This is a genomic window from Neptunicella sp., from assembly GCF_048268085.1.
In the GTDB taxonomy this organism is placed as follows: Bacteria; Pseudomonadota; Gammaproteobacteria; order Enterobacterales; family Alteromonadaceae; genus Neptunicella.
The window spans coordinates 51,329-69,329 of the sequence record NZ_JBLWWF010000001.1 but is presented as its reverse complement, the minus strand read 5'-3'; the positions used below and the strand labels follow the sequence as shown (position 1 = coordinate 69,329).

16 protein-coding genes are annotated in these 18,001 nt (G+C 46.5%); all 16 read right to left on the bottom strand.

What is annotated here, in order from left to right; all coding sequences use genetic code 11:
* Positions 1-239: 239 nt before the first annotated feature.
* Positions 240-1,154, bottom strand: coding sequence for a UDP-3-O-acyl-N-acetylglucosamine deacetylase (gene lpxC, locus ACTD55_RS00380; RefSeq protein WP_438862313.1), 915 nt, complete (start codon positions 1,152-1,154; stop codon positions 240-242).
* A gap of 90 nt (positions 1,155-1,244) precedes the next feature.
* The gene (gene ftsZ, locus ACTD55_RS00375; RefSeq protein WP_438862312.1) at positions 1,245-2,417 is read right to left on the bottom strand and encodes a cell division protein FtsZ; all 1,173 of its coding nucleotides are present in this window, start codon (positions 2,415-2,417) and stop codon (positions 1,245-1,247) included.
* Positions 2,418-2,530: 113 nt separating this feature from the next.
* Entirely contained in the window at positions 2,531-3,760 is a 1,230-nt protein-coding gene (ftsA, locus tag ACTD55_RS00370; RefSeq protein WP_438862311.1) for a cell division protein FtsA, read from the bottom strand.
* 4 nt (positions 3,761-3,764) lie between these two features.
* Positions 3,765-4,517: a cell division protein FtsQ/DivIB gene (locus ACTD55_RS00365; RefSeq protein WP_438862310.1), complete on the bottom strand. Its 753-nt coding sequence runs from the start codon at positions 4,515-4,517 to the stop codon at positions 3,765-3,767.
* 8 nt (positions 4,518-4,525) lie between these two features.
* Positions 4,526-5,476, bottom strand: coding sequence for a D-alanine--D-alanine ligase (locus ACTD55_RS00360; protein ID WP_438862309.1), 951 nt, complete (start codon positions 5,474-5,476; stop codon positions 4,526-4,528).
* Positions 5,473-6,930, bottom strand: coding sequence for a UDP-N-acetylmuramate--L-alanine ligase (murC, locus tag ACTD55_RS00355; protein ID WP_438862308.1), 1,458 nt, complete (start codon positions 6,928-6,930; stop codon positions 5,473-5,475). Before murC ends, ACTD55_RS00360 begins: the two co-directional genes overlap by 4 nt.
* Positions 6,927-8,003, bottom strand: a complete 1,077-nt coding sequence (gene murG, locus ACTD55_RS00350) for an undecaprenyldiphospho-muramoylpentapeptide beta-N-acetylglucosaminyltransferase (RefSeq protein ID WP_438862307.1) — start codon at positions 8,001-8,003, stop codon at positions 6,927-6,929. The genes murC and murG overlap by 4 nt, the downstream gene beginning before the upstream one ends.
* Complete coding sequence (gene ftsW / locus ACTD55_RS00345) at positions 7,996-9,243, bottom strand: cell division protein FtsW (RefSeq protein ID WP_438862306.1); 1,248 nt, start codon at positions 9,241-9,243, stop codon at positions 7,996-7,998. Before ftsW ends, murG begins: the two co-directional genes overlap by 8 nt.
* The gene (murD, locus tag ACTD55_RS00340) at positions 9,240-10,538 is read right to left on the bottom strand and encodes a UDP-N-acetylmuramoyl-L-alanine--D-glutamate ligase (protein WP_438862305.1); all 1,299 of its coding nucleotides are present in this window, start codon (positions 10,536-10,538) and stop codon (positions 9,240-9,242) included. Before murD ends, ftsW begins: the two co-directional genes overlap by 4 nt.
* Positions 10,539-10,551: 13 nt before the next feature.
* Positions 10,552-11,634 carry a phospho-N-acetylmuramoyl-pentapeptide-transferase gene (mraY, locus tag ACTD55_RS00335; protein ID WP_438862304.1) on the bottom strand — a complete coding sequence of 361 codons (1,083 nt, stop codon included), beginning with the start codon at positions 11,632-11,634 and terminating at the stop codon, positions 10,552-10,554.
* Positions 11,628-13,028 (bottom strand): UDP-N-acetylmuramoyl-tripeptide--D-alanyl-D-alanine ligase, encoded by a 1,401-nt coding sequence (locus tag ACTD55_RS00330; protein WP_438862303.1) that lies wholly within the window; start codon positions 13,026-13,028, stop codon positions 11,628-11,630. The genes mraY and ACTD55_RS00330 overlap by 7 nt, the downstream gene beginning before the upstream one ends.
* Positions 13,025-14,515: a UDP-N-acetylmuramoyl-L-alanyl-D-glutamate--2,6-diaminopimelate ligase gene (murE, locus tag ACTD55_RS00325; protein WP_438862302.1), complete on the bottom strand. Its 1,491-nt coding sequence runs from the start codon at positions 14,513-14,515 to the stop codon at positions 13,025-13,027. Before murE ends, ACTD55_RS00330 begins: the two co-directional genes overlap by 4 nt.
* Positions 14,505-16,250 carry a peptidoglycan D,D-transpeptidase FtsI family protein gene (locus tag ACTD55_RS00320; RefSeq protein WP_438862301.1) on the bottom strand — a complete coding sequence of 582 codons (1,746 nt, stop codon included), beginning with the start codon at positions 16,248-16,250 and terminating at the stop codon, positions 14,505-14,507. The genes murE and ACTD55_RS00320 overlap by 11 nt, the downstream gene beginning before the upstream one ends.
* Positions 16,247-16,567, bottom strand: a complete 321-nt coding sequence (ftsL, locus tag ACTD55_RS00315; protein WP_438862300.1) for a cell division protein FtsL — start codon at positions 16,565-16,567, stop codon at positions 16,247-16,249. Before ftsL ends, ACTD55_RS00320 begins: the two co-directional genes overlap by 4 nt.
* Positions 16,564-17,502 (bottom strand): 16S rRNA (cytosine(1402)-N(4))-methyltransferase RsmH, encoded by a 939-nt coding sequence (rsmH, locus tag ACTD55_RS00310; protein WP_438862299.1) that lies wholly within the window; start codon positions 17,500-17,502, stop codon positions 16,564-16,566. The genes ftsL and rsmH overlap by 4 nt, the downstream gene beginning before the upstream one ends.
* On the bottom strand, positions 17,502-17,960 hold the full coding sequence (gene mraZ / locus ACTD55_RS00305) for a division/cell wall cluster transcriptional repressor MraZ (RefSeq protein ID WP_438862298.1): 459 nt from the start codon (positions 17,958-17,960) through the stop codon (positions 17,502-17,504). The genes rsmH and mraZ overlap by 1 nt, the downstream gene beginning before the upstream one ends.
* Between the last annotated feature and the right edge of the window lie 41 nt (positions 17,961-18,001).

Here is an 18,001-nt window from a genome sequence, read left to right as displayed (position 1 = left end):
AAACAAAGGCCACTATCAAATTAAGATAAGGATACACCGTTCAAACAGAATGTAAGTATTCTATTCTAGCCTTTAGTATATACCTATCTTACCGTTAGTTAACCCCCGTAAAGTAATCCATTACGACGAAAAATCCCTCACAATCAAGGATAAAATTGCATAAACGGCTGGAGTAAATAGAACGGCTAAATGCAAAAATGCCGTAATGACGGCATTTTGACAGAAAAGTGAAGTAGCTCTTACGTATTAATCGCTACTGGTATAGCAAAATTAATCGGTGGCTTGTCGCTTTCGTAGGAAACATATTCCCAGGCTGACTTTTGTAATAACATTGCCCTGAGTAACTTATTGTTCAGACCATGACCTGATTTATAAGCTTTAAATTCACCAATAATGCTATGACCGCATAAATACAAATCACCTACCGCATCAAGAATTTTGTGTTTCAGGAATTCATCATCATAACGCAAGCCTTCATGATTCAATACCCGATACTCATCTAACGCAACCGCATTCTCCATGCTGCCACCCAACGCCAAATTGTGTGCATGCATGTATTCCAAATCGCGCATAAAACCAAAGGTTCTGGCTCGGCTAACTTGATCAACATAAGATTCAGAATCAAAGTCCATCACCATATGCTGACGGCTGTGACGGATGACCGGATGATCAAAATCAATCCGAAAATCCATTTTAAAACCATCATAAGGTAAAAACTCGGCCCATTTGTCGCCATCTTCAACCCGCACAGGTTGCTTGATACGAATAAATTTCTTGGCAACCGCCAGCTCTTCAATACCGGCAGATTGCAATAAGAAAATAAATGGACTGGCACTGCCATCCATAATGGGTAATTCATTGGCATCGACTTCGACAATAATATTATCAATGCCCATACCGGCTAAAGCCGATGATAAATGCTCGACGGTTGAAATGCTGACGCCCTCAGCATTAGTCAAACAAGTACATAGCATCGTATCACCCACCAATTCTGCACTGGCATGGATGTCGGCATAAGGCTCAAGATCGGTGCGTCGGAATACGATACCCGTATTCGCAGGCGCAGGCCGGAGAGTCATCGTGACCTTGTCGCCCTTATGCAAACCAATACCGGTTGCGTGCACAGATTGTTTGATAGTACGTTGTTTTATCATTCAGCTCTTGCTTAAAAATTAACCAAAACTCAAAAAGGCCGAGTATTTTAGTGGCTGATCAACCACTTGTCAAAATTCACAACCTTAAAACTAGTCAGCTTGTTTACGTAAAAAAGCCGGAATATCTAAATAATCTTCGTTTTCGACTTCTTCATTGTCTTCAACCGGGTGCATATTTTTGGCGGCAGAACCGGTGGATTCATTATAGCTACTTTCCATTGGAGTAGACTGTAAACGGAAACCTGATTCATCACTTCTCGCGCGAGTATTCTTCGCATTGCTCACCAACGAAATATCCGGCTTGCGTTCCGCACCGATACCGGTGGCCACTAATGTGACGCGTAATTCATCCTGTAGTTCCATATCGATAACGGTACCGACCACCACAGTCGCATTTTCAGAAGCAAAGGCTTTAACCGCATTACCCACCGTTTCAAATTCATCAATACTGAAGTCGGGACCGGCTGTAATATTCACCAAAATACCGCGTGCACCGGACAGATCAATATCTTCCAGTAATGGACAGGCAATCGCCATTTCAGCGGCTTCTTCAGCACGATCGGCTCCTTTGGAATAGCCGTTCCCCATCATTGCCGTGCCCATTTCTGACATCACGGTTTTCACGTCTGCGAAATCTACGTTGATCAAACCTGGGCGAGTAATTAGCTCGGCAATACCTTGTACTGCACCGCGCAACACCTCATTTGCCTGACTAAAAGCTTGTAGCAATGGAGTGCCTTTAGGCATGATTTTTAATAATTTCTCATTAGGGATGGTGATTAACGAATCCACATTTTTAGATAATTCTTCAATCCCTTGCTCAGCAAAGGCAATCCGTTTTTTACCTTCAAACGCGAAAGGTTTGGTCACAACAGCAACGGTCAAAATACCTAATTCTTTGGCCACGCGAGCCACTTCTGGCGCAGCACCGGTTCCGGTACCACCACCCATACCCGCGGTGATGAAAACCATATCCGCACCGGCAAGGGTCTGACGAATAGTGTCATGATCTTCCATTGCCGCATTACGACCGATTTCAGGGTTAGCACCGGCACCTAAACCTTTGGTCACACTAGAACCGATTTGAATGGTGACGTTGGCTGAGGAGTTACGTAATACCTGTGCGTCGGTATTAATCGCCACAAACTCGACCCCTTCAATGCAGTGCTCAACCATGTGTTCAATGGCATTACCGCCACCGCCACCAACACCGATAACTTTTATTACAGCTTCTTCGCTGTGACTATCCATAAGTTCAAACATAATACTCTCTCCGATTTTTGGGCGTTATCGAGGTGTTACCACCTCATTTTTTATTTTTAATAACTTGTATTTCAATGCTTCAAATGCGTTGGTTATCACACTCGAGTCATCAATTAAAATTCACCTTTAAAAAAGCTTTGTAACCTGTGCCATAAATTCTCCGAGGATTTTCCCTTGGCAGATTTTTTCGACACCAGATCCATTTTTCCGTATTGCAGTAACCCTACCGCCGTTGCATAAGTGGGATCTTCTACATATTCTGATAATCCCTTCACTCCCATGGGTTGACCAATCCGAACGGGCATCTGAAATATTTCTTCACCAAATTCGACCGCCCCTTCCATCTTGGCAGTACCACCGGTTAACACCACACCGGCTGCAATTTGTTCTTCCAACCCACTGGCTTTAATTTCTTCCAATACCAGCTCAAATAACTCCTGATAACGTGGTTCAATCACTTCCGCTAGCGTATGCCGTGACATCGCTCTGGCTGGACGACCACCCACGCTGGGTACTTCAATGTTTTCTTCCATGCGCACCATATCTTTCAGGGCACAGGCGTAATTAATTTTAATGTCTTCCGCGTGACTAATTGGGGTACGGAAAATTTTGGCAATATCACTGGTGATCTGGTTACCCGCCACCGGAATTACTGCGGTATGACGAATAGCGCCGTCGGCATACACCACAATGTCAATAGTGCCGCCACCAATATCCACAACACAGACACCTAATTCTTTTTCATCGTCAGTTAACACCGCATAGCTGGAGGCCAATGCGGAAAAAATTAACTGATCAGCAGTCAACTGGCAGCGTTCTACACATTTGACCAGATTTTTGGCCATATCATCGGCACAAGTGACGATATGGACTTCCGCTTCCATCCGAACCCCTGACATCCCCACCGGATTCTTGATTTTTTCCTGAACATCGATGGTAAAATCTTGCGGCAAGACGTGCAGTAAACGACGTTCTGCCGCAATTGGCACCGAACGAGCGGCATGGATCACATTGTCCACTTCTTCCTGAGTCACTTCGCGATTGTTAATCGGCACCATGCCGTTTTCATTTTGGCATTGCACATGACGTCCGGATACCGACATAAACACCGAGGAGACCTTACAATCTGCCATCAGTTCCATTTCGTCGATGGCGCGTTGTACCGATTGCACCACAAGGTTGAGATCATTGACCCCGCCTTTATCCATGCCGCGCGACGGATGACTGCCAACACCGACGATACTCACGCCACCGTCGATTAACATTTCGCCTACCACGGCTTTAACTTTGCTGGTGCCTATGTCCAGACCTACCACTAAATTGCGATCCGCTACCTTAGACATTGTGTTAACTCTCACTTTGCTTTTTCCATCCCACCGCTAATCCGGTGTCATAACGCAAATCAACGTAATCCACTGTTTTGCTATTTTTCGCCAATAATGGGTACACATCGACAAAACGTTGTACCCGATCAATAAATTCTTCCCGGCCAATATTGAGCCGAATGCCGTTATTTAACTTGATTTGCCAGGCAAATCGCTCACTTAATTCGAGCTCTTCAATTTGTAAATTACTGTTTGCGAGCAACTGCTGCATCGCTCTGTACCCTTGCAAAGCCGTTTGTTCACTGCCGCCTGGGCCAAACAACTGTGGCAATTGCACTTGATCAGCGGCAATTTTGCCATTGAACAAGTTACCTTGCTGATTCAATAAACTGTCAGCATTCCAATAAGCCACGGGCACCTGCTCGACCAAAAATACTTTTAAGGTATTTGGCCACTCTTTACGCACTGACGCCTTATGCACCCATGGCATCGCTTCTACCGCATCCAGCACTTTATTAACATCTAATTCAAAAAAGCTGCCCGGTTGTGCCTGACGAACGACCGCCCTGACTTGCTGATCATCAATAAACACATGTTCGCCAGCGATAACGATTTTTTGTACTGGTAAACGCTGTTCATCTTTAAGCCATAAATTTAACTGTTGCACGCCCCAAATGACGGCCACTAGTAGCAACACAAAAAAGCTAACGCCAGCCCAAAAAGCAGGACTGAGCAAACGCTGTTTTGTCTGACTAATCTGGCCGGATTCGCTCATTCAATCGCTCACTTATCCAATCCAGTACTATCCAGTACTGCCAAGGCCAACTGTTCAAAACTCATCCCCGCTTGTTTGGCTGCCATTGGCACCAAACTTTTGGCGGTCATACCGGGTACTGTATTCACTTCTAAAATATACAGTTGGCCCTGTTTATCACACATAAAATCCACCCGTCCCCAACCACTGGCGGCAACGGCATCAAAAGCTTGTTCTGCCAAATTGGCTAACTGTTGCTCCAATTCCACACTAGCTCCACTCGGACAAAAATATTCCGTACTATCGGACTGATACTTCGCCTCATAATCATAAAATTCACGGGGAGTAGCCATACGAATAGAAGGCAATGCACGGCCATTCAAAATGCTTACCGTATATTCATTGCCTTCAATATATTGCTCCAGCAGGACTTGATTATCGTAATGAAATGCGTCTCTTATCGCCTTGAGCAATTGTGTTGAATTATTGACTTTGGCCATCCCGATGCTAGAACCTTCCTGCGCCGGTTTGACCATAATAGCGCCCCCAAACGCGCGCATTATAACCTCGCACGATCCCGCATCAAAGCGGCTTTTTTCCACGACCTGATAAGTCGCGGTAGGCAAGCCTAAACTTTCAAAAATCTGCTTACTGCGTACCTTGTCCATACCTAAAGCCGAGCCCAGTACACCGCTGCCTGAATAGGGCAAGCGAAACTGCTCTAATACTCCCTGTAGCGTACCATCTTCCCCGCCACGCCCATGCAACATAATCAAGGCTCGATCATATTGTCCGTTAACCAATTCATGTAAAGACTGTTCTGCCGGATCAAATTTTTCTGCATTTACCTGTACGCTTAACAACGCCTCTAGCACCGCTTGACCGGAGCGCAATGACACTTCTCGCTCTGCTGAACGCCCACCAAAAACGACAGCCACTTTGCCGTATTGTTGAACGTTGATCACAGGGCTGGTGTTCATTGCGTCTCACCTTCAGCTTGCATGGCTTGAATGTTCAATTCCATTTTTTGCAATTTCTTGGCTAAGGCTCCAATATTTCCGGCCCCTTGAGTCATCACAATGTCTCCGTCCTGTAATTGCCCTGCCAATACCAGCGGTAATTCATCTTTATTGGCCACGTAAATCGGCTCTATCTGGCCTCGCTGACGAATCGAGCGGCACAATGATTTACTATCCGCACCGTCAATTGCTGGCTCACCAGCGCTATACACTTCTAGCAATAGCAACACATCCACTTGGGATAAGACTTTGACAAAATCTTCATACAAATCACGAGTTCGACTGAAGCGATGTGGCTGATAAGCCATCACTAAACGGCGATCTGGCCAGTTATTCCGCGCCACCGCAATCGTCGCCGCCACTTCGGTAGGGTGATGACCATAATCGTCAACCAGAATTGCACTACCATTGCCGGTTTGGTATTCACCGAGCATTTCAAAACGACGGCCGATACCACCAAAGGAACCTAATGCCGCCACAATGGCGTGATCATCAATACCTTCATCGGTAGCCACTGCAATCGCAGCAAGCGCATTCAATACATTGTGATGACCGGGTAAATTAATCGTCAGTGTCAGTGGTGGGTGCCCATCGCGTAACACGGTAAAATGACTGCTGTTAAATCCATGGCTAATATCCATGGCGCGTACATCGTTATTGTCATTGACACCATAGGTCAAATATTTACGACCAATACGCGGTAATAATTCACGGATTACCGGATCATCACCACACAATACCGCTTGACCGTAAAAGGGCAGATTATGCAAGAACTCGATATAGGTGTCCTGCATGCGCTGGAAGTCACCTTCATACGTGCCCATATGATCGGGTTCAATATTAGTGACAACCGACACCATGGGTTGCAAATGCAAAAATGAAGCATCGCTTTCATCGGCTTCAGCAATCAGATAACGACTGCTGCCTAAGCGTGCATTGGTACCGGCACTATTAAGCAACCCACCGATAACAAAAGTCGGATCACGCTCCGCTTGAGCGAAAATCGTCGAGATTAAACTGGTAGTGGTGGTTTTGCCGTGAGTACCAGCAATGGCGATACCATGGCGAAAGCGCATTAATTCAGCCAACATTTCAGCCCGGCGGATCACCGGAATACGAGCGGCATTGGCGGCAATGATTTCAGGATTAGTCGGATCCACGGCACTGGACACCACCACCACATGCACGTTTTCCACATTACTGGCCACATGGGAAAAATACACTTTGGCACCCAATCCGGTTAAACGGTCGGTCATCGGCCCGGCTTGTAAGTCGGAACCGGAAATATGATAGCCTTCATTTAGCAATACTTCGGCAATACCACCCATACCAGCACCGCCGATGCCGATAAAATGGATGTTTTTGATACGGCGCATTTCCGGTACCGTATAATTGTCTTTGCTATGTTCACTCATGCTGCGTTTACTGCTCCGGCTAATTCACAACAAATGGCGGCAACCTGTCGGGTTGCATCCGGCTTGGCTAATGTTCTGGCAGCCTGACTCATTTGTTGAATTTTTGGTTTATTACCCACCAATTCGGCTAATACTTGCTGCAATTGATTGGATAAGCTTTCATTCTGTTTCACTATTACTGCCGCCCCATTATCCACTAAAGCTTGGGCGTTACGGGTTTGATGATCATCCACCGCATGGGGCAATGGTACAAATACGGCCGCTTTACCGGCCATGGCGATTTCCGACACCGTTAAGGCTCCTGCTCGACAAATCACCACGTCAGCCCATTGATAAGCCGCCGCCATATCATCAATAAATTCATCCACTTGCAGGTTATTGGTTATTCCTGCCTGGTGATACAACGTTTCAACCTGCTGTTGACGTTCTGCTCCACATTGATGTCGAATATGACAATCCATCGCCAAACCACTTAATGCATTTGGCATGGCATCATTAAGTGCCTTAGCGCCTAAACTGCCACCCACAATTAAAATACGGCAGTGTTCAGAGGGCTGGGGTTGAACTGCATCACTAAAGCTGGCTCGAAGTGGATTCCCCACCCAACGCACTTTATCCCGGGCGGCAAAGGTATGATCAAAGCCGGTCAATATTGTGCTTGCCAATGGCGCTAACAACTTGTTGGTAAAACCAGGGACTGCGTTTTGTTCATGTAACACCAACGGAATACGTTTTAGCCACGCTGCAATACCACCCGGACCACTGGCAAATCCGCCCATGCCTAACACGACATCCGGTTGTACTTCGCGCATCACCCTTAGTGCCTGAAATAACGCTTTCGCCAGTTTAAAGGGGGCAGACAACCAACCAACGAGGCCATTGCCACGTAATCCGGCCACATCAATGAAACTGATGGGATAGCCTGCTTTCGGTACAATCTGCGCTTCCATCCGTTTAGCCGTGCCTAGCCAATGTATTTTCCAGCCTTGCTGATGTAACAGATCAGCCACGGCAATCCCGGGGAAGACATGCCCTCCAGTACCACCGGCCATGACTAACAGACACTTATTCATGGGCCAACTCCTGCTGCAAAGCAGAATCATCAGGACTTTTTGAACGACTTAAGCGCTTTTTATTACCGGCTATCACCTGTACATCGGTCATGCGTAATTCAAAACTAATTCGCATCAACAAGGCAATCGCCATGGCCATAATGATCATGCTCGACCCACCGTAACTAACCAATGGCAGGGTTAAACCTTTAGTCGGCAGGATCCCGGCACTGGCACCTATATTGACCGCAGTTTGGAAGCTGATCCAGATACCGATGGCGTACGCTAAATAGCCTTCAAAGGGACGCTCTTTAATTAACGCCTGATTGCCTAATTGCAGAGCTTTTATCACTAGAGCCAAGAGTAACAGCAGCACACACGTGACCCCGGCAAAGCCAAATTCCTCTGCCAAAATGGCCATAATAAAATCAGTATGCGCTTCGGGTAAGTATTCCAGTTTTTGTAAACTGTTACCCAACCCCTGACCAAATATGTCACCACGCCCATAGGCCATCAGTGATTGAGTCAATTGATAACCACTGCCAAAAGGATCAGCCCAAGGATCCATAAAAGAGGTTACCCGTGCCATCCGGTAAGGTGAAATCAGGATTAACATCCCCACAGCAATGGCACCACTGAAGATCAGGGCAAAAAACTGCCACAATCGCGCTCCCGCCAAAAACAACAGGCCAACCGTCGTAGCAAACATCACCACGACCGTCCCTAAATCCGGTTGCATCAGTAATAACAATGCCAATACAAAAAACACAATCAGCGGCTTAATAAAGCCTTTAATATTTTCAGTCACTTCTTCATAGCGGCGCACCAGATACCCCGCCAGATAACAGAAAAAGAACAGTTTAGTCGGTTCAGATGCCTGAATAGTGATAGGGCCAATGGCGATCCATCGGGAGCTACCGTTAACATTGCGGCCCACTACCAATACGGCTAATAACAGTACAATCCCTAGCAACAGTAGCCAGGTATTACTCCACTTCCACCAGCGCATGGGAAATTGCAAGGTGATAAAAAATGCTGTCAGCGCCAACGCAATATAAACCAAATGGCGTATCGCAAAATGAAAGGGATTGCCAAACAGCCGAGCAGCAGCCGGCATGGATGCCGATGTCACCACAATTAACCCGATACTCATTAAGGTCAAGGCAATGAGCAGAATGGATATATCATAAGGACGTTGATCGACGTCACCATGGCGACCAGAGAACATCATGCGCAATTGTTCAGGCATCATATTGCTCATAAGGCCTCCACCGCAGCAGCGAATACTTCACCACGCTGCATATAATTGGTGAACATATCCAAACTGGCACAAGCAGGTGATAGCAACACCATATCACCCGCATTACCTTGTTTCGCCGCCGTTTGGACTGCCTCTTGCAAGCTAGTCACCGGAATAGAATCGGTTTTTAATGCACTGATTTGAGGGCCGTCTTTGCCTAATGTAATCAGTACATCAACCTTTTTCATTGTTGATGACAATTGGCTAAAATCAGCGCCTTTACCATCGCCCCCGGCAATCAAGATTAGCTTGCCGCTAACCTGCTCACGCAGTCCTTCAATGGCCGCAATTGTTGCTCCGATATTGGTCGCTTTAGAATCATTGATCCAGCTTATCTGACCTTTATTACTAACCAGCTGACAACGATGTGGTAATCCGGTGAATTGCTTACTCGCCAGTTGCAAACTGGCTGAATCGACTCCGGTGCATAGTGCTAATGCTGCCGCCGCCTGAATATTTAGCGCATTATGTTGACCAGACAACATACAATCATTCATATCCAGCCAGGGACGACCATGCAATGTAATGTGTTGATTAACGGAATCGAAACTGAAGCCCTGCGTGGCTGCGGATAAACCAAAGCTGTGCGTCGTATCATAACCATCAATTTGTGCAGCGGGATCGTCACGATTAACAATTTTGTTTTGGGCATGAGCGAAAATTCGCAGTTTGGCCTGCTGGTAAGCAGCAAAATCGGCATAACGATCCATATGATCATCACTGACATTCAGCACAGTAGCCGCCAATAGCTTTAAGCTACTGGTGGTTTCTAACTGAAAACTGGACAATTCCAGCACGATAAAATCGGCAGGTTGGTTTAACAGACTCAATGCCGGAACGCCGATATTGCCACCAACCAATACCTGCTTGCCAGCGGTTTTGAGCATCTCAGCCAGTAGCATGGTCACCGTAGATTTACCGTTTGAGCCGGTAATCGCCAGCACTGGTACTGAGTTGAAACGGGCGAACAGTTCTATATCACCAATCACTTCAATGCCAACCGACAACGCCTGTTGGATTGCCGGAGTCGACAACGCAACACCGGGACTTAAGACAATTAACTCTGCCTGACACAACTTATTGGCATCTAATGGACCACATTGCGCCTCAATCCCCATCGGCAATTCGACCTGCAACGATGCGCGAGTATCGAAAGCCAGAATATCGGCATGTTGAGCGATCAAAAACTCAATCACAGACTGACCGGTTTGGCCTAATCCAATGACTGCAACTTTTTGATTGGTGAGTGTCAACATAATCTTCGTCTTATTACCTTAACTTCAAGGTGGCTAAACCCACCAGAACCAGCATGATAGAGATGATCCAAAAACGCACAATCACCCGTGGTTCTGGCCAGCCCTTTAATTCGTAATGATGATGAATAGGCGCCATACGGAAAATTCGTTGACCGCGTAACTTGTAAGAGCCCACCTGCAGGATCACCGACAGGGCTTCGATCACAAATACCCCGCCCATAATAAACAACACCAATTCCTGTCTGACTAACACCGCGATAATGCCCAGTGCCCCCCCTAACGCCAGCGAGCCCACATCGCCCATAAAAACCATGGCGGGGTAAGTGTTAAACCATAGAAAACCAAGTCCGGCACCGACGATGGCGGTACACACGATGACCAGTTCACTGCTTAAACCGATGTAGGGGATATTCAGATAGGCAGAAAAGTTCACATTACCGGTGACATAGGCAAAAATGGCAAAGGCGCCAGCCACTAAAATAGTCGGGACAATGGCCAGTCCATCCAGCCCATCAGTCAAATTGACCGCATTGCTGGTTCCCACCAGCACAAAATATGTTAATACGATATACATCATGCCCAATTGCGGCATCACGTTTTTAAAGAATGGTACTAACAAGGATGTTTCCGCAGGATGCTGACTGGAGCTGTATAAAAACAGCGCCACACCAATGGCCACAGCGGATAACCAAAAATACTTCCAGCGGGCAATCAACCCTTTGGAATCCTTGCGGATCACCTTGCGATAATCATCCACAAAGCCAATGATGCCGTAACTGACAATCACAAACAGCGTCGTTAATACATAACGATTGGTTAAATCGGCCCACAGCAACGTACTGCTAACAATAGCGGCTAAGATCAGCACTCCACCCATGGTCGGTGTACCTGATTTAGCCAAATGGGATTCCGGGCCATCATCCCGCACTGTCTGACCAATTTGCAGTCGTTGTAACCAACGGATCATCACCGGTCCCATAAAAACCGAAATCCCGAGCGCCGTTAAAGTGCTCAGGATGGCTCTTAATGTCAGATAAGAAAAGACATTAAACCCGGAATCAAATTGCTGCAGCCAATCGGCTAGCCATATCAGCATGCAATGGACTCCTGATGATGTTCAAGCTTTCCCACAGTGGATACCTCGATAGCTTCAACTACACATTCCATCTTGGCGCTACGTGAACCTTTAACCAGAATGGTAATGTTCTGATGTTCACCTATCACTTGCTGCTCCAAATGAGCCACTAAAGATTCGATGTTACTAAAATGACATCCATTACCGTTAAATACGGTACTAGCATGCTGACTGAGCACACCAATGGTATACAGGTTATCCAGCCCATGCTGCTTGGCGTATTCCCCGACCTGTTCATGATAAAAACGGGCTCGCTCTCCCAGTTCACCCATGTCGCCCAGAATCAAAATCCGGCGACCGTCATAATTGGCCAGTAAATCAATAGCCGCCTTGACCGAAGACACATTGGCGTTATAAGTATCATCAATCAGTCTAACTTGATTAGTCAGGCTTTTAATATTCAACCGGCCTTTAACCTGTTGCATGTTTTCCAGCCCTAATTGCACCTCTTCTAACGTGGCACCCACGGCCATTGTCAGCGCCGCTGCGGTCAATGCATTTGCCACGTTATGCATTCCAGGGGTGACCAGATTGATAAAAGCAGTGCCTTGTGGGGTTTGCATCTCAAAACTGGCACACCCATCCACTTGTAATTGCGCATTACGTGCAGAAAAATCAAAACCCGGTCTCAATGAGAAACGCTGGATATGTTTAAGATGGTTTAATTTACCCACCCAAAAATCATGAAATTGGCTATCGGCATTGACTACCGCGATCCCGTTGGATCCCAAACCATTAAAAATTTCACTTTTGGCTCTGGCTACCCCTAACAAACTACCAAAACCTTGCAAGTGTGCGGCAGCAGCATTGAGTACCGTAGCCACATCCGGCTTAACTAATTCAGTGGTATACGCAATTTCCCCTAAATGATTGGCACCCAGCTCGATAACGGCATACTGATGTTTTTTCTTCAGACGCAATAACGTCAGTGGCACCCCAATATCATTATTAAAGTTGCCTTTGGTCGCTAACACATTACCTTTGCGTTCAAGGATTGAGGCCACCATTTCTTTCACCGTGGTTTTACCACTGCTACCGGTAATCGCAATGGTCTTAGGAGCGACTTTCGCTTTTACAGCAGCGCCAAGTCGCCCCAAGGCGATACGGGTATCAGACACTTTTATTTGTGGCAAAATACTCTCAACTGGCTCGGATACCACTAATGCGGCGGCACCTTGCTGTTCAGCGACCTGAATAAATTTATGGCCATTAAAATTGGGCCCGGTAAGGGCAATAAACAAATCATTTGGCTCGATGGTGCGAGTGTCAGTGCTGACCCCTTTAATCGTTTTATCTTCGCCACAGAGCTCGCCCTGCAATTGATCTGCCACCCACTTCAGTGAAACTGAGATCATTGCTTCATCCCCTCTAATAATTGTTGTACATGGTGTCTTTCATCGTAAGGTAACCGTTGGCTACCAATAATCTGATAGTCTTCATGACCTTTACCGGCCAATAAGATCACATCCTGCCGATCAGCCTGTGCTAATAGCATTCGAATCGCTGTTTTTCGGTCTAATTCAACCTGGATCTGTTCAGGTTGCTGACAACCGGCCAGAATATCATTGGCAATTTGTTCAGGTGACTCGGAACGGCTGTTATCGTTAGTGATCAATACTTTGTCAGCAAAACGTTCAGCCACTTCGCCCATTAGTGGGCGCTTACCTTTATCCCGATCACCACCGCAGCCAAACATGCACCACAGCAATCCATCACAATGACTGCGAAGTGAACTCAAGGTTTGCTGTAAGGCATCGGGAGTATGGGCATAATCCACCACCACAGGAGCATATTCAGCGCTGCTGAATACTTCCATTCGACCGGCAATAGGCTTGAGTTTGTCAGTGATAGCGGCGATTTCATCCAGGTTGCGACCTAAACAGAGTTGAGCACTAATCGCAGCCAATAAATTTTGTACATTGAAATGACCTAACAAAGGGCTGTTGATACGCGCATTACCCCATGAGGATTCAAGTTCAATCACACAACCCTGAGGGTGATATTGCACCGTTTTAGCAAGACAATAAGGATGTTGCGGATGTTTAACCTGCTCAAAGCCAAACATCACTGGCTGAACCTGTGCAGGGCAATCTTTTAACCATTGTTGCGATTGCACATCATCTTGATTCAATATGGCAAATTTAAGCCCTGACTGCTGCAGCAAACGGCGTTTCGCCGCGGCATATTCCACCATAGAGCCATGATAATCGAGATGATCCCGGCTTAAGTTGGTGAAGATCGCTACATCCGTTTTTAGAGCTGCCAGACGGTGCTGTACTAACGCATGAGATGAGGCTTCCAGTGCAACGGTATCAGCACCTTGCTGTTGCATCTCACTTAGGGCTTTTTGCATGTTAATTGCGTCAGGCGTGGTATTAATATTAGGTGTCAACTGATCAATCAGACCACTACCCAACGTGCCGATAGTGCCAGCCACATGGCCTAATTTTTGACTGATTTGTGCGCAAAGTTGTGCCGTTGATGTCTTACCATTGGTACCTGTCACGGCAATGATATTCATTGCGTCGGCAGGATGGGCATAGCAATCTGAAGCAACAGCACTTAATTGTTCGCCAAGCTGATAAAAATGAACAATCAGCGAATGCTCACGCATATCAATACTGCCATGTTGCGAGGCTTGTTCCGTTTCGGCCAGAATGACTTTGGCTCCCAAACTAATCGCCTGTGGAATAAAATCGCGACCATCCAATTGATGCCCTTTTAATGCTACAAAGGCGCTATGCTGAGTCACCTGTCGACTATCGAGTACCAGTTGATCAAACTCGATTTTGGGTGCCTGAATACCGTAAGGGGCTAATAAATCCGTTAAATTAACTGTCATGATGAGTGCCTCCATGCATGGCAATTAAAGAGGACACTGGCTTATCATCAGGTGCAATATTCAACAACTGCAAGGCACCAGACATAATTTCGGAAAAAACCGGTGCAGCAGTATCGCCGCCGTAATATAAATCGCCACCAGGTTCATCAATCAGGACCACAACCGCTATTTGTGGATTTGACACCGGAGCAATACCGGCAAATAAATTCACGTATTCTTCGCCATAACCACCCGCAATGGCTTTGCGGCTTGTACCGGTTTTACCCGCTACGCGATACCCGGCCACACGGGCTTTGGGAGCAGTACCATCATCATCCAGTACATGTTCCATCATTTGGGTCACAGCCCGAGCCGATTTCTCTGACAACACTCTCTCACCGGCAGGAATCGGCCCTTTGATAATACTTAGCGGGCGTTTAATCCCGCCATTGCCGATAATGCTGTACATACGCGCTAACTGCAGCGGGGTGACGGTCAGGTTATAACCAAAAGACAATGAGGCTAATTCATGTTGGGACCAGCGACTACGATCATGAAATATACCGCTACTCTCACCAATGAGGTTAGTCCCCGTGTCGCCTACCAAGCCCATTTCGTAGAACATATCAATCAAATGCGCTTTAGGTACCGATAACGCCAATTTTGACGTTCCCATATTACTGGAGTGTTTAATAATTCCACCCAGGGTTAATTTGCCGTAATTATGTGAATCTTTAACAATTGCTCCACCTAACCGCATCCAGCCCGGTGACGTATCAATCACCGTGGTAACATCCGCAGTACCAAATTCCAGCGCACTCAAAACGGCAACCGGTTTAATCACCGAGCCGGGCTCAAAGGCATCGGTAATCGCCCGATTACGGATACGATGGGCGGTAACGCCTTGACGATTATTAGGATTAAAAGATGGGCCATTGACCATGGCTAAAATTTCGCCGGTATGCACATCCACCACGACGGCTGATGCAGCGGCAGCGTCATAAACCTGAATGGCCTTTTTAATCTCTTTGTAGGCCAGTGCTTGCACACGTTGATCAATAGTCAGATGTAAATCTTTAGATTGTTCGCCCTGATGCTCAGCCAATATTTCAACTTGGCGTCCCTTGCCATCACGACGAATTCGGCGCGTATCCGGTGTCCCATTTAAACGTTCTTCAAATAAGCGCTCGATCCCCTCAATGCCGACATCATCGATATTGGTAAAGCCAATTAACTGGGCTGAAACTTCCCCTGTAGGATAATAACGGCGGGATTCACGACGCAGATACACACCGGGAATATCCAATTTATCCACATACTCGGCCATTGCCGGGGTAACCTGCCGTTGAATATAAACAAACCGACGTTTATCGTCGGCTACCTCGTGCATCACTTTGTCGGCATCTTCGCCCAGCACTTCTGCTAATGCATGCCATCGTCTTTTATCTTTCAGCGCGTCTTTTTCACGGACAATTTTTGGATCAGCCCAAACGGCTTGTACCGGCACACTCACCGCCAACTCTTCGCCGTTACGGTCAGTGATCATGCCACGATGTACTGCGCTGGTACGGGTACGCAAGGTGCGGTTATCACCTTGTTCAATTAATTGATCGGGCGAAATAACTTGGATAAAGGCAGCCCGTGCAGCTAAACCAATAAATACCAAAATAACCACACCACTGACGATGATAAAACGCCAATGTAAAAAACGCGGTTGCGTATTGGTTTTTGCCTGCTTGGTTGCCTGATAATTCATTTAATCCTCACCACGACTTCTTCATCCGGTGTAGGACGGCGCATATTTAATTGCTTACGCACCACATTTTCAATTCGGTTATGCTCGGTCAAGACTGATTGTTCCAGAATCAAATGACGCCATTCCACATCCAGCTGATCCCGTTCCTGCATCAAGGATTCCAGTACAATCGACAGTTGACGATTGTGATGGGTACTTAATACCACCCCAATGGCACTTAAAATGACCAGGGCAAACAACAAAATACGCCATGGATGATGGAGAAGATCATTTAAGATCAAACCCGCTAAATTGATTCTTTCGGCAGACTGACTCATAACTTTTCCGCCACTCTTAGCACTGAGCTGCGCGAGCGAGTATTACGCTCTACTTCCTCAGCGCTGGGTTTAATCGCTTTGCCAATCAACTTCATCGCTTTACTGGCATTAATTTCAGTATCCGTAACCGGAAAACCAGCCGGGTATTGCTTACCACGACTCTGCTCACGCATAAAACGTTTGACCATACGATCTTCAAGCGAATGAAAACTGATTACCGCCAGACGCCCCTCAGATTTAAGTGCTGTTAAAGCCCCTTTCAATCCATCCCTGACTTCATCCAGCTCGCTATTGATATAGATGCGGATGGCTTGAAAACTGCGGGTAGCAGGATGCTTATGTTTTTCCTTTACCGGTACGGCCTGATCGATTAGCGCGGCAAGCTGATGAGTGTGGGTCAGTGGATGCTCGTCACGACTATTTACAATGGCATGGGCAATACGCTTGCCAAATTTTTCTTCACCAAATTCTTTAATGACTTGTGTAATATCCTGCTCGTCAGCATATTTAAGCCACTCCGCGGCACTGATACCGCGAGTAGTATCCATTCGCATATCCAATGGACCGTCACGCAAAAAACTAAAACCACGTTCTGCGTCATCCAGCTGCGGTGAAGACACACCGAGATCCATTAAAATACCATCAATTTGGCCCTGAATACCGAGAGTGTGGGTAACGGTTTCAAGTTCAGAGAAAGGACTGTGGATAATAGTAAAGCGGGGATCTTGTTGTTCCAGCAATTGTGCAGCTTGTATCGCCTGAGGATCACGATCAACAGCATACAATCTGCCGTTACTACCTAATTGTTGCAAAATAGCACGCGAATGCCCACCACGACCAAAGGTTGCATCAAGGTAGGTGCCGTCTGCTTTAATATTCAGAGCCTGTATTGACTCCGTTAAAAGCACCGATTGATGGGCAAATTCGCTGCTCATTAATATGAAAATTCCTGTAACCTTTCGGTCGGTTCAAAGTTAGCCAGTTTCTCGATTTCTTTGTCCTCAGAGATCTGTTTGTGCCATTCATCAGCATCCCACAATTCAAATTTGTTCATCTGTCCAACCAGCATGATTTGCTTATCTAAACCGGCATGTTGGCGCAGAGGCGAGGATAATAAGAAACGACCATTTTTATCCATTTCCCCTTCAGTGGCATAACCGAGCAATAAGCGCTGCATACGTCGTTCGTGAGGATTCATACTGGATAACTGGCTGAGTTTTAACTCTATTTCTTCCCATTCAGGGAGTGGGTATAGTAGTAGACAGGGTTGTTTTATGTCGATTGTGCATACAAGCTGTCCCTGACAATCATCCAGCAGTGTCTGACGATACCGGGTTGGGATCGTTATACGTCCTTTCACATCCAGATTAATTGCATTAGCGCTGCGGAACATTGCCCTCGCCTATTGAAGTTATTAGATCCACTTTCTACCAC

Coding starts and splice junctions, on each gene's coding strand:
- murE (WP_438862302.1), bottom strand. CDS start 14,515: ATGACAGTTAATTTAACGGATTTATTAGCCCCTTACGGTATTCAGGCA.
- ftsZ (WP_438862312.1), bottom strand. CDS start 2,417: ATGTTTGAACTTATGGATAGTCACAGCGAAGAAGCTGTAATAAAAGTT.
- ACTD55_RS00330 (WP_438862303.1), bottom strand. CDS start 13,028: ATGATCTCAGTTTCACTGAAGTGGGTGGCAGATCAATTGCAGGGCGAG.
- murD (WP_438862305.1), bottom strand. CDS start 10,538: ATGTTGACACTCACCAATCAAAAAGTTGCAGTCATTGGATTAGGCCAA.
- ACTD55_RS00365 (WP_438862310.1), bottom strand. CDS start 4,517: ATGAGCGAATCCGGCCAGATTAGTCAGACAAAACAGCGTTTGCTCAGT.
- ftsA (WP_438862311.1), bottom strand. CDS start 3,760: ATGTCTAAGGTAGCGGATCGCAATTTAGTGGTAGGTCTGGACATAGGC.
- mraY (WP_438862304.1), bottom strand. CDS start 11,634: ATGCTGATATGGCTAGCCGATTGGCTGCAGCAATTTGATTCCGGGTTT.
- murC (WP_438862308.1), bottom strand. CDS start 6,930: ATGAGTGAACATAGCAAAGACAATTATACGGTACCGGAAATGCGCCGT.
- ACTD55_RS00360 (WP_438862309.1), bottom strand. CDS start 5,476: ATGAACACCAGCCCTGTGATCAACGTTCAACAATACGGCAAAGTGGCT.
- rsmH (WP_438862299.1), bottom strand. CDS start 17,502: ATGAGCAGCGAATTTGCCCATCAATCGGTGCTTTTAACGGAGTCAATA.
- ftsW (WP_438862306.1), bottom strand. CDS start 9,243: ATGAGCAATATGATGCCTGAACAATTGCGCATGATGTTCTCTGGTCGC.
- ACTD55_RS00320 (WP_438862301.1), bottom strand. CDS start 16,250: ATGAATTATCAGGCAACCAAGCAGGCAAAAACCAATACGCAACCGCGT.
- lpxC (WP_438862313.1), bottom strand. CDS start 1,154: ATGATAAAACAACGTACTATCAAACAATCTGTGCACGCAACCGGTATT.
- ftsL (WP_438862300.1), bottom strand. CDS start 16,567: ATGAGTCAGTCTGCCGAAAGAATCAATTTAGCGGGTTTGATCTTAAAT.
- murG (WP_438862307.1), bottom strand. CDS start 8,003: ATGAATAAGTGTCTGTTAGTCATGGCCGGTGGTACTGGAGGGCATGTC.
- mraZ (WP_438862298.1), bottom strand. CDS start 17,960: ATGTTCCGCAGCGCTAATGCAATTAATCTGGATGTGAAAGGACGTATA.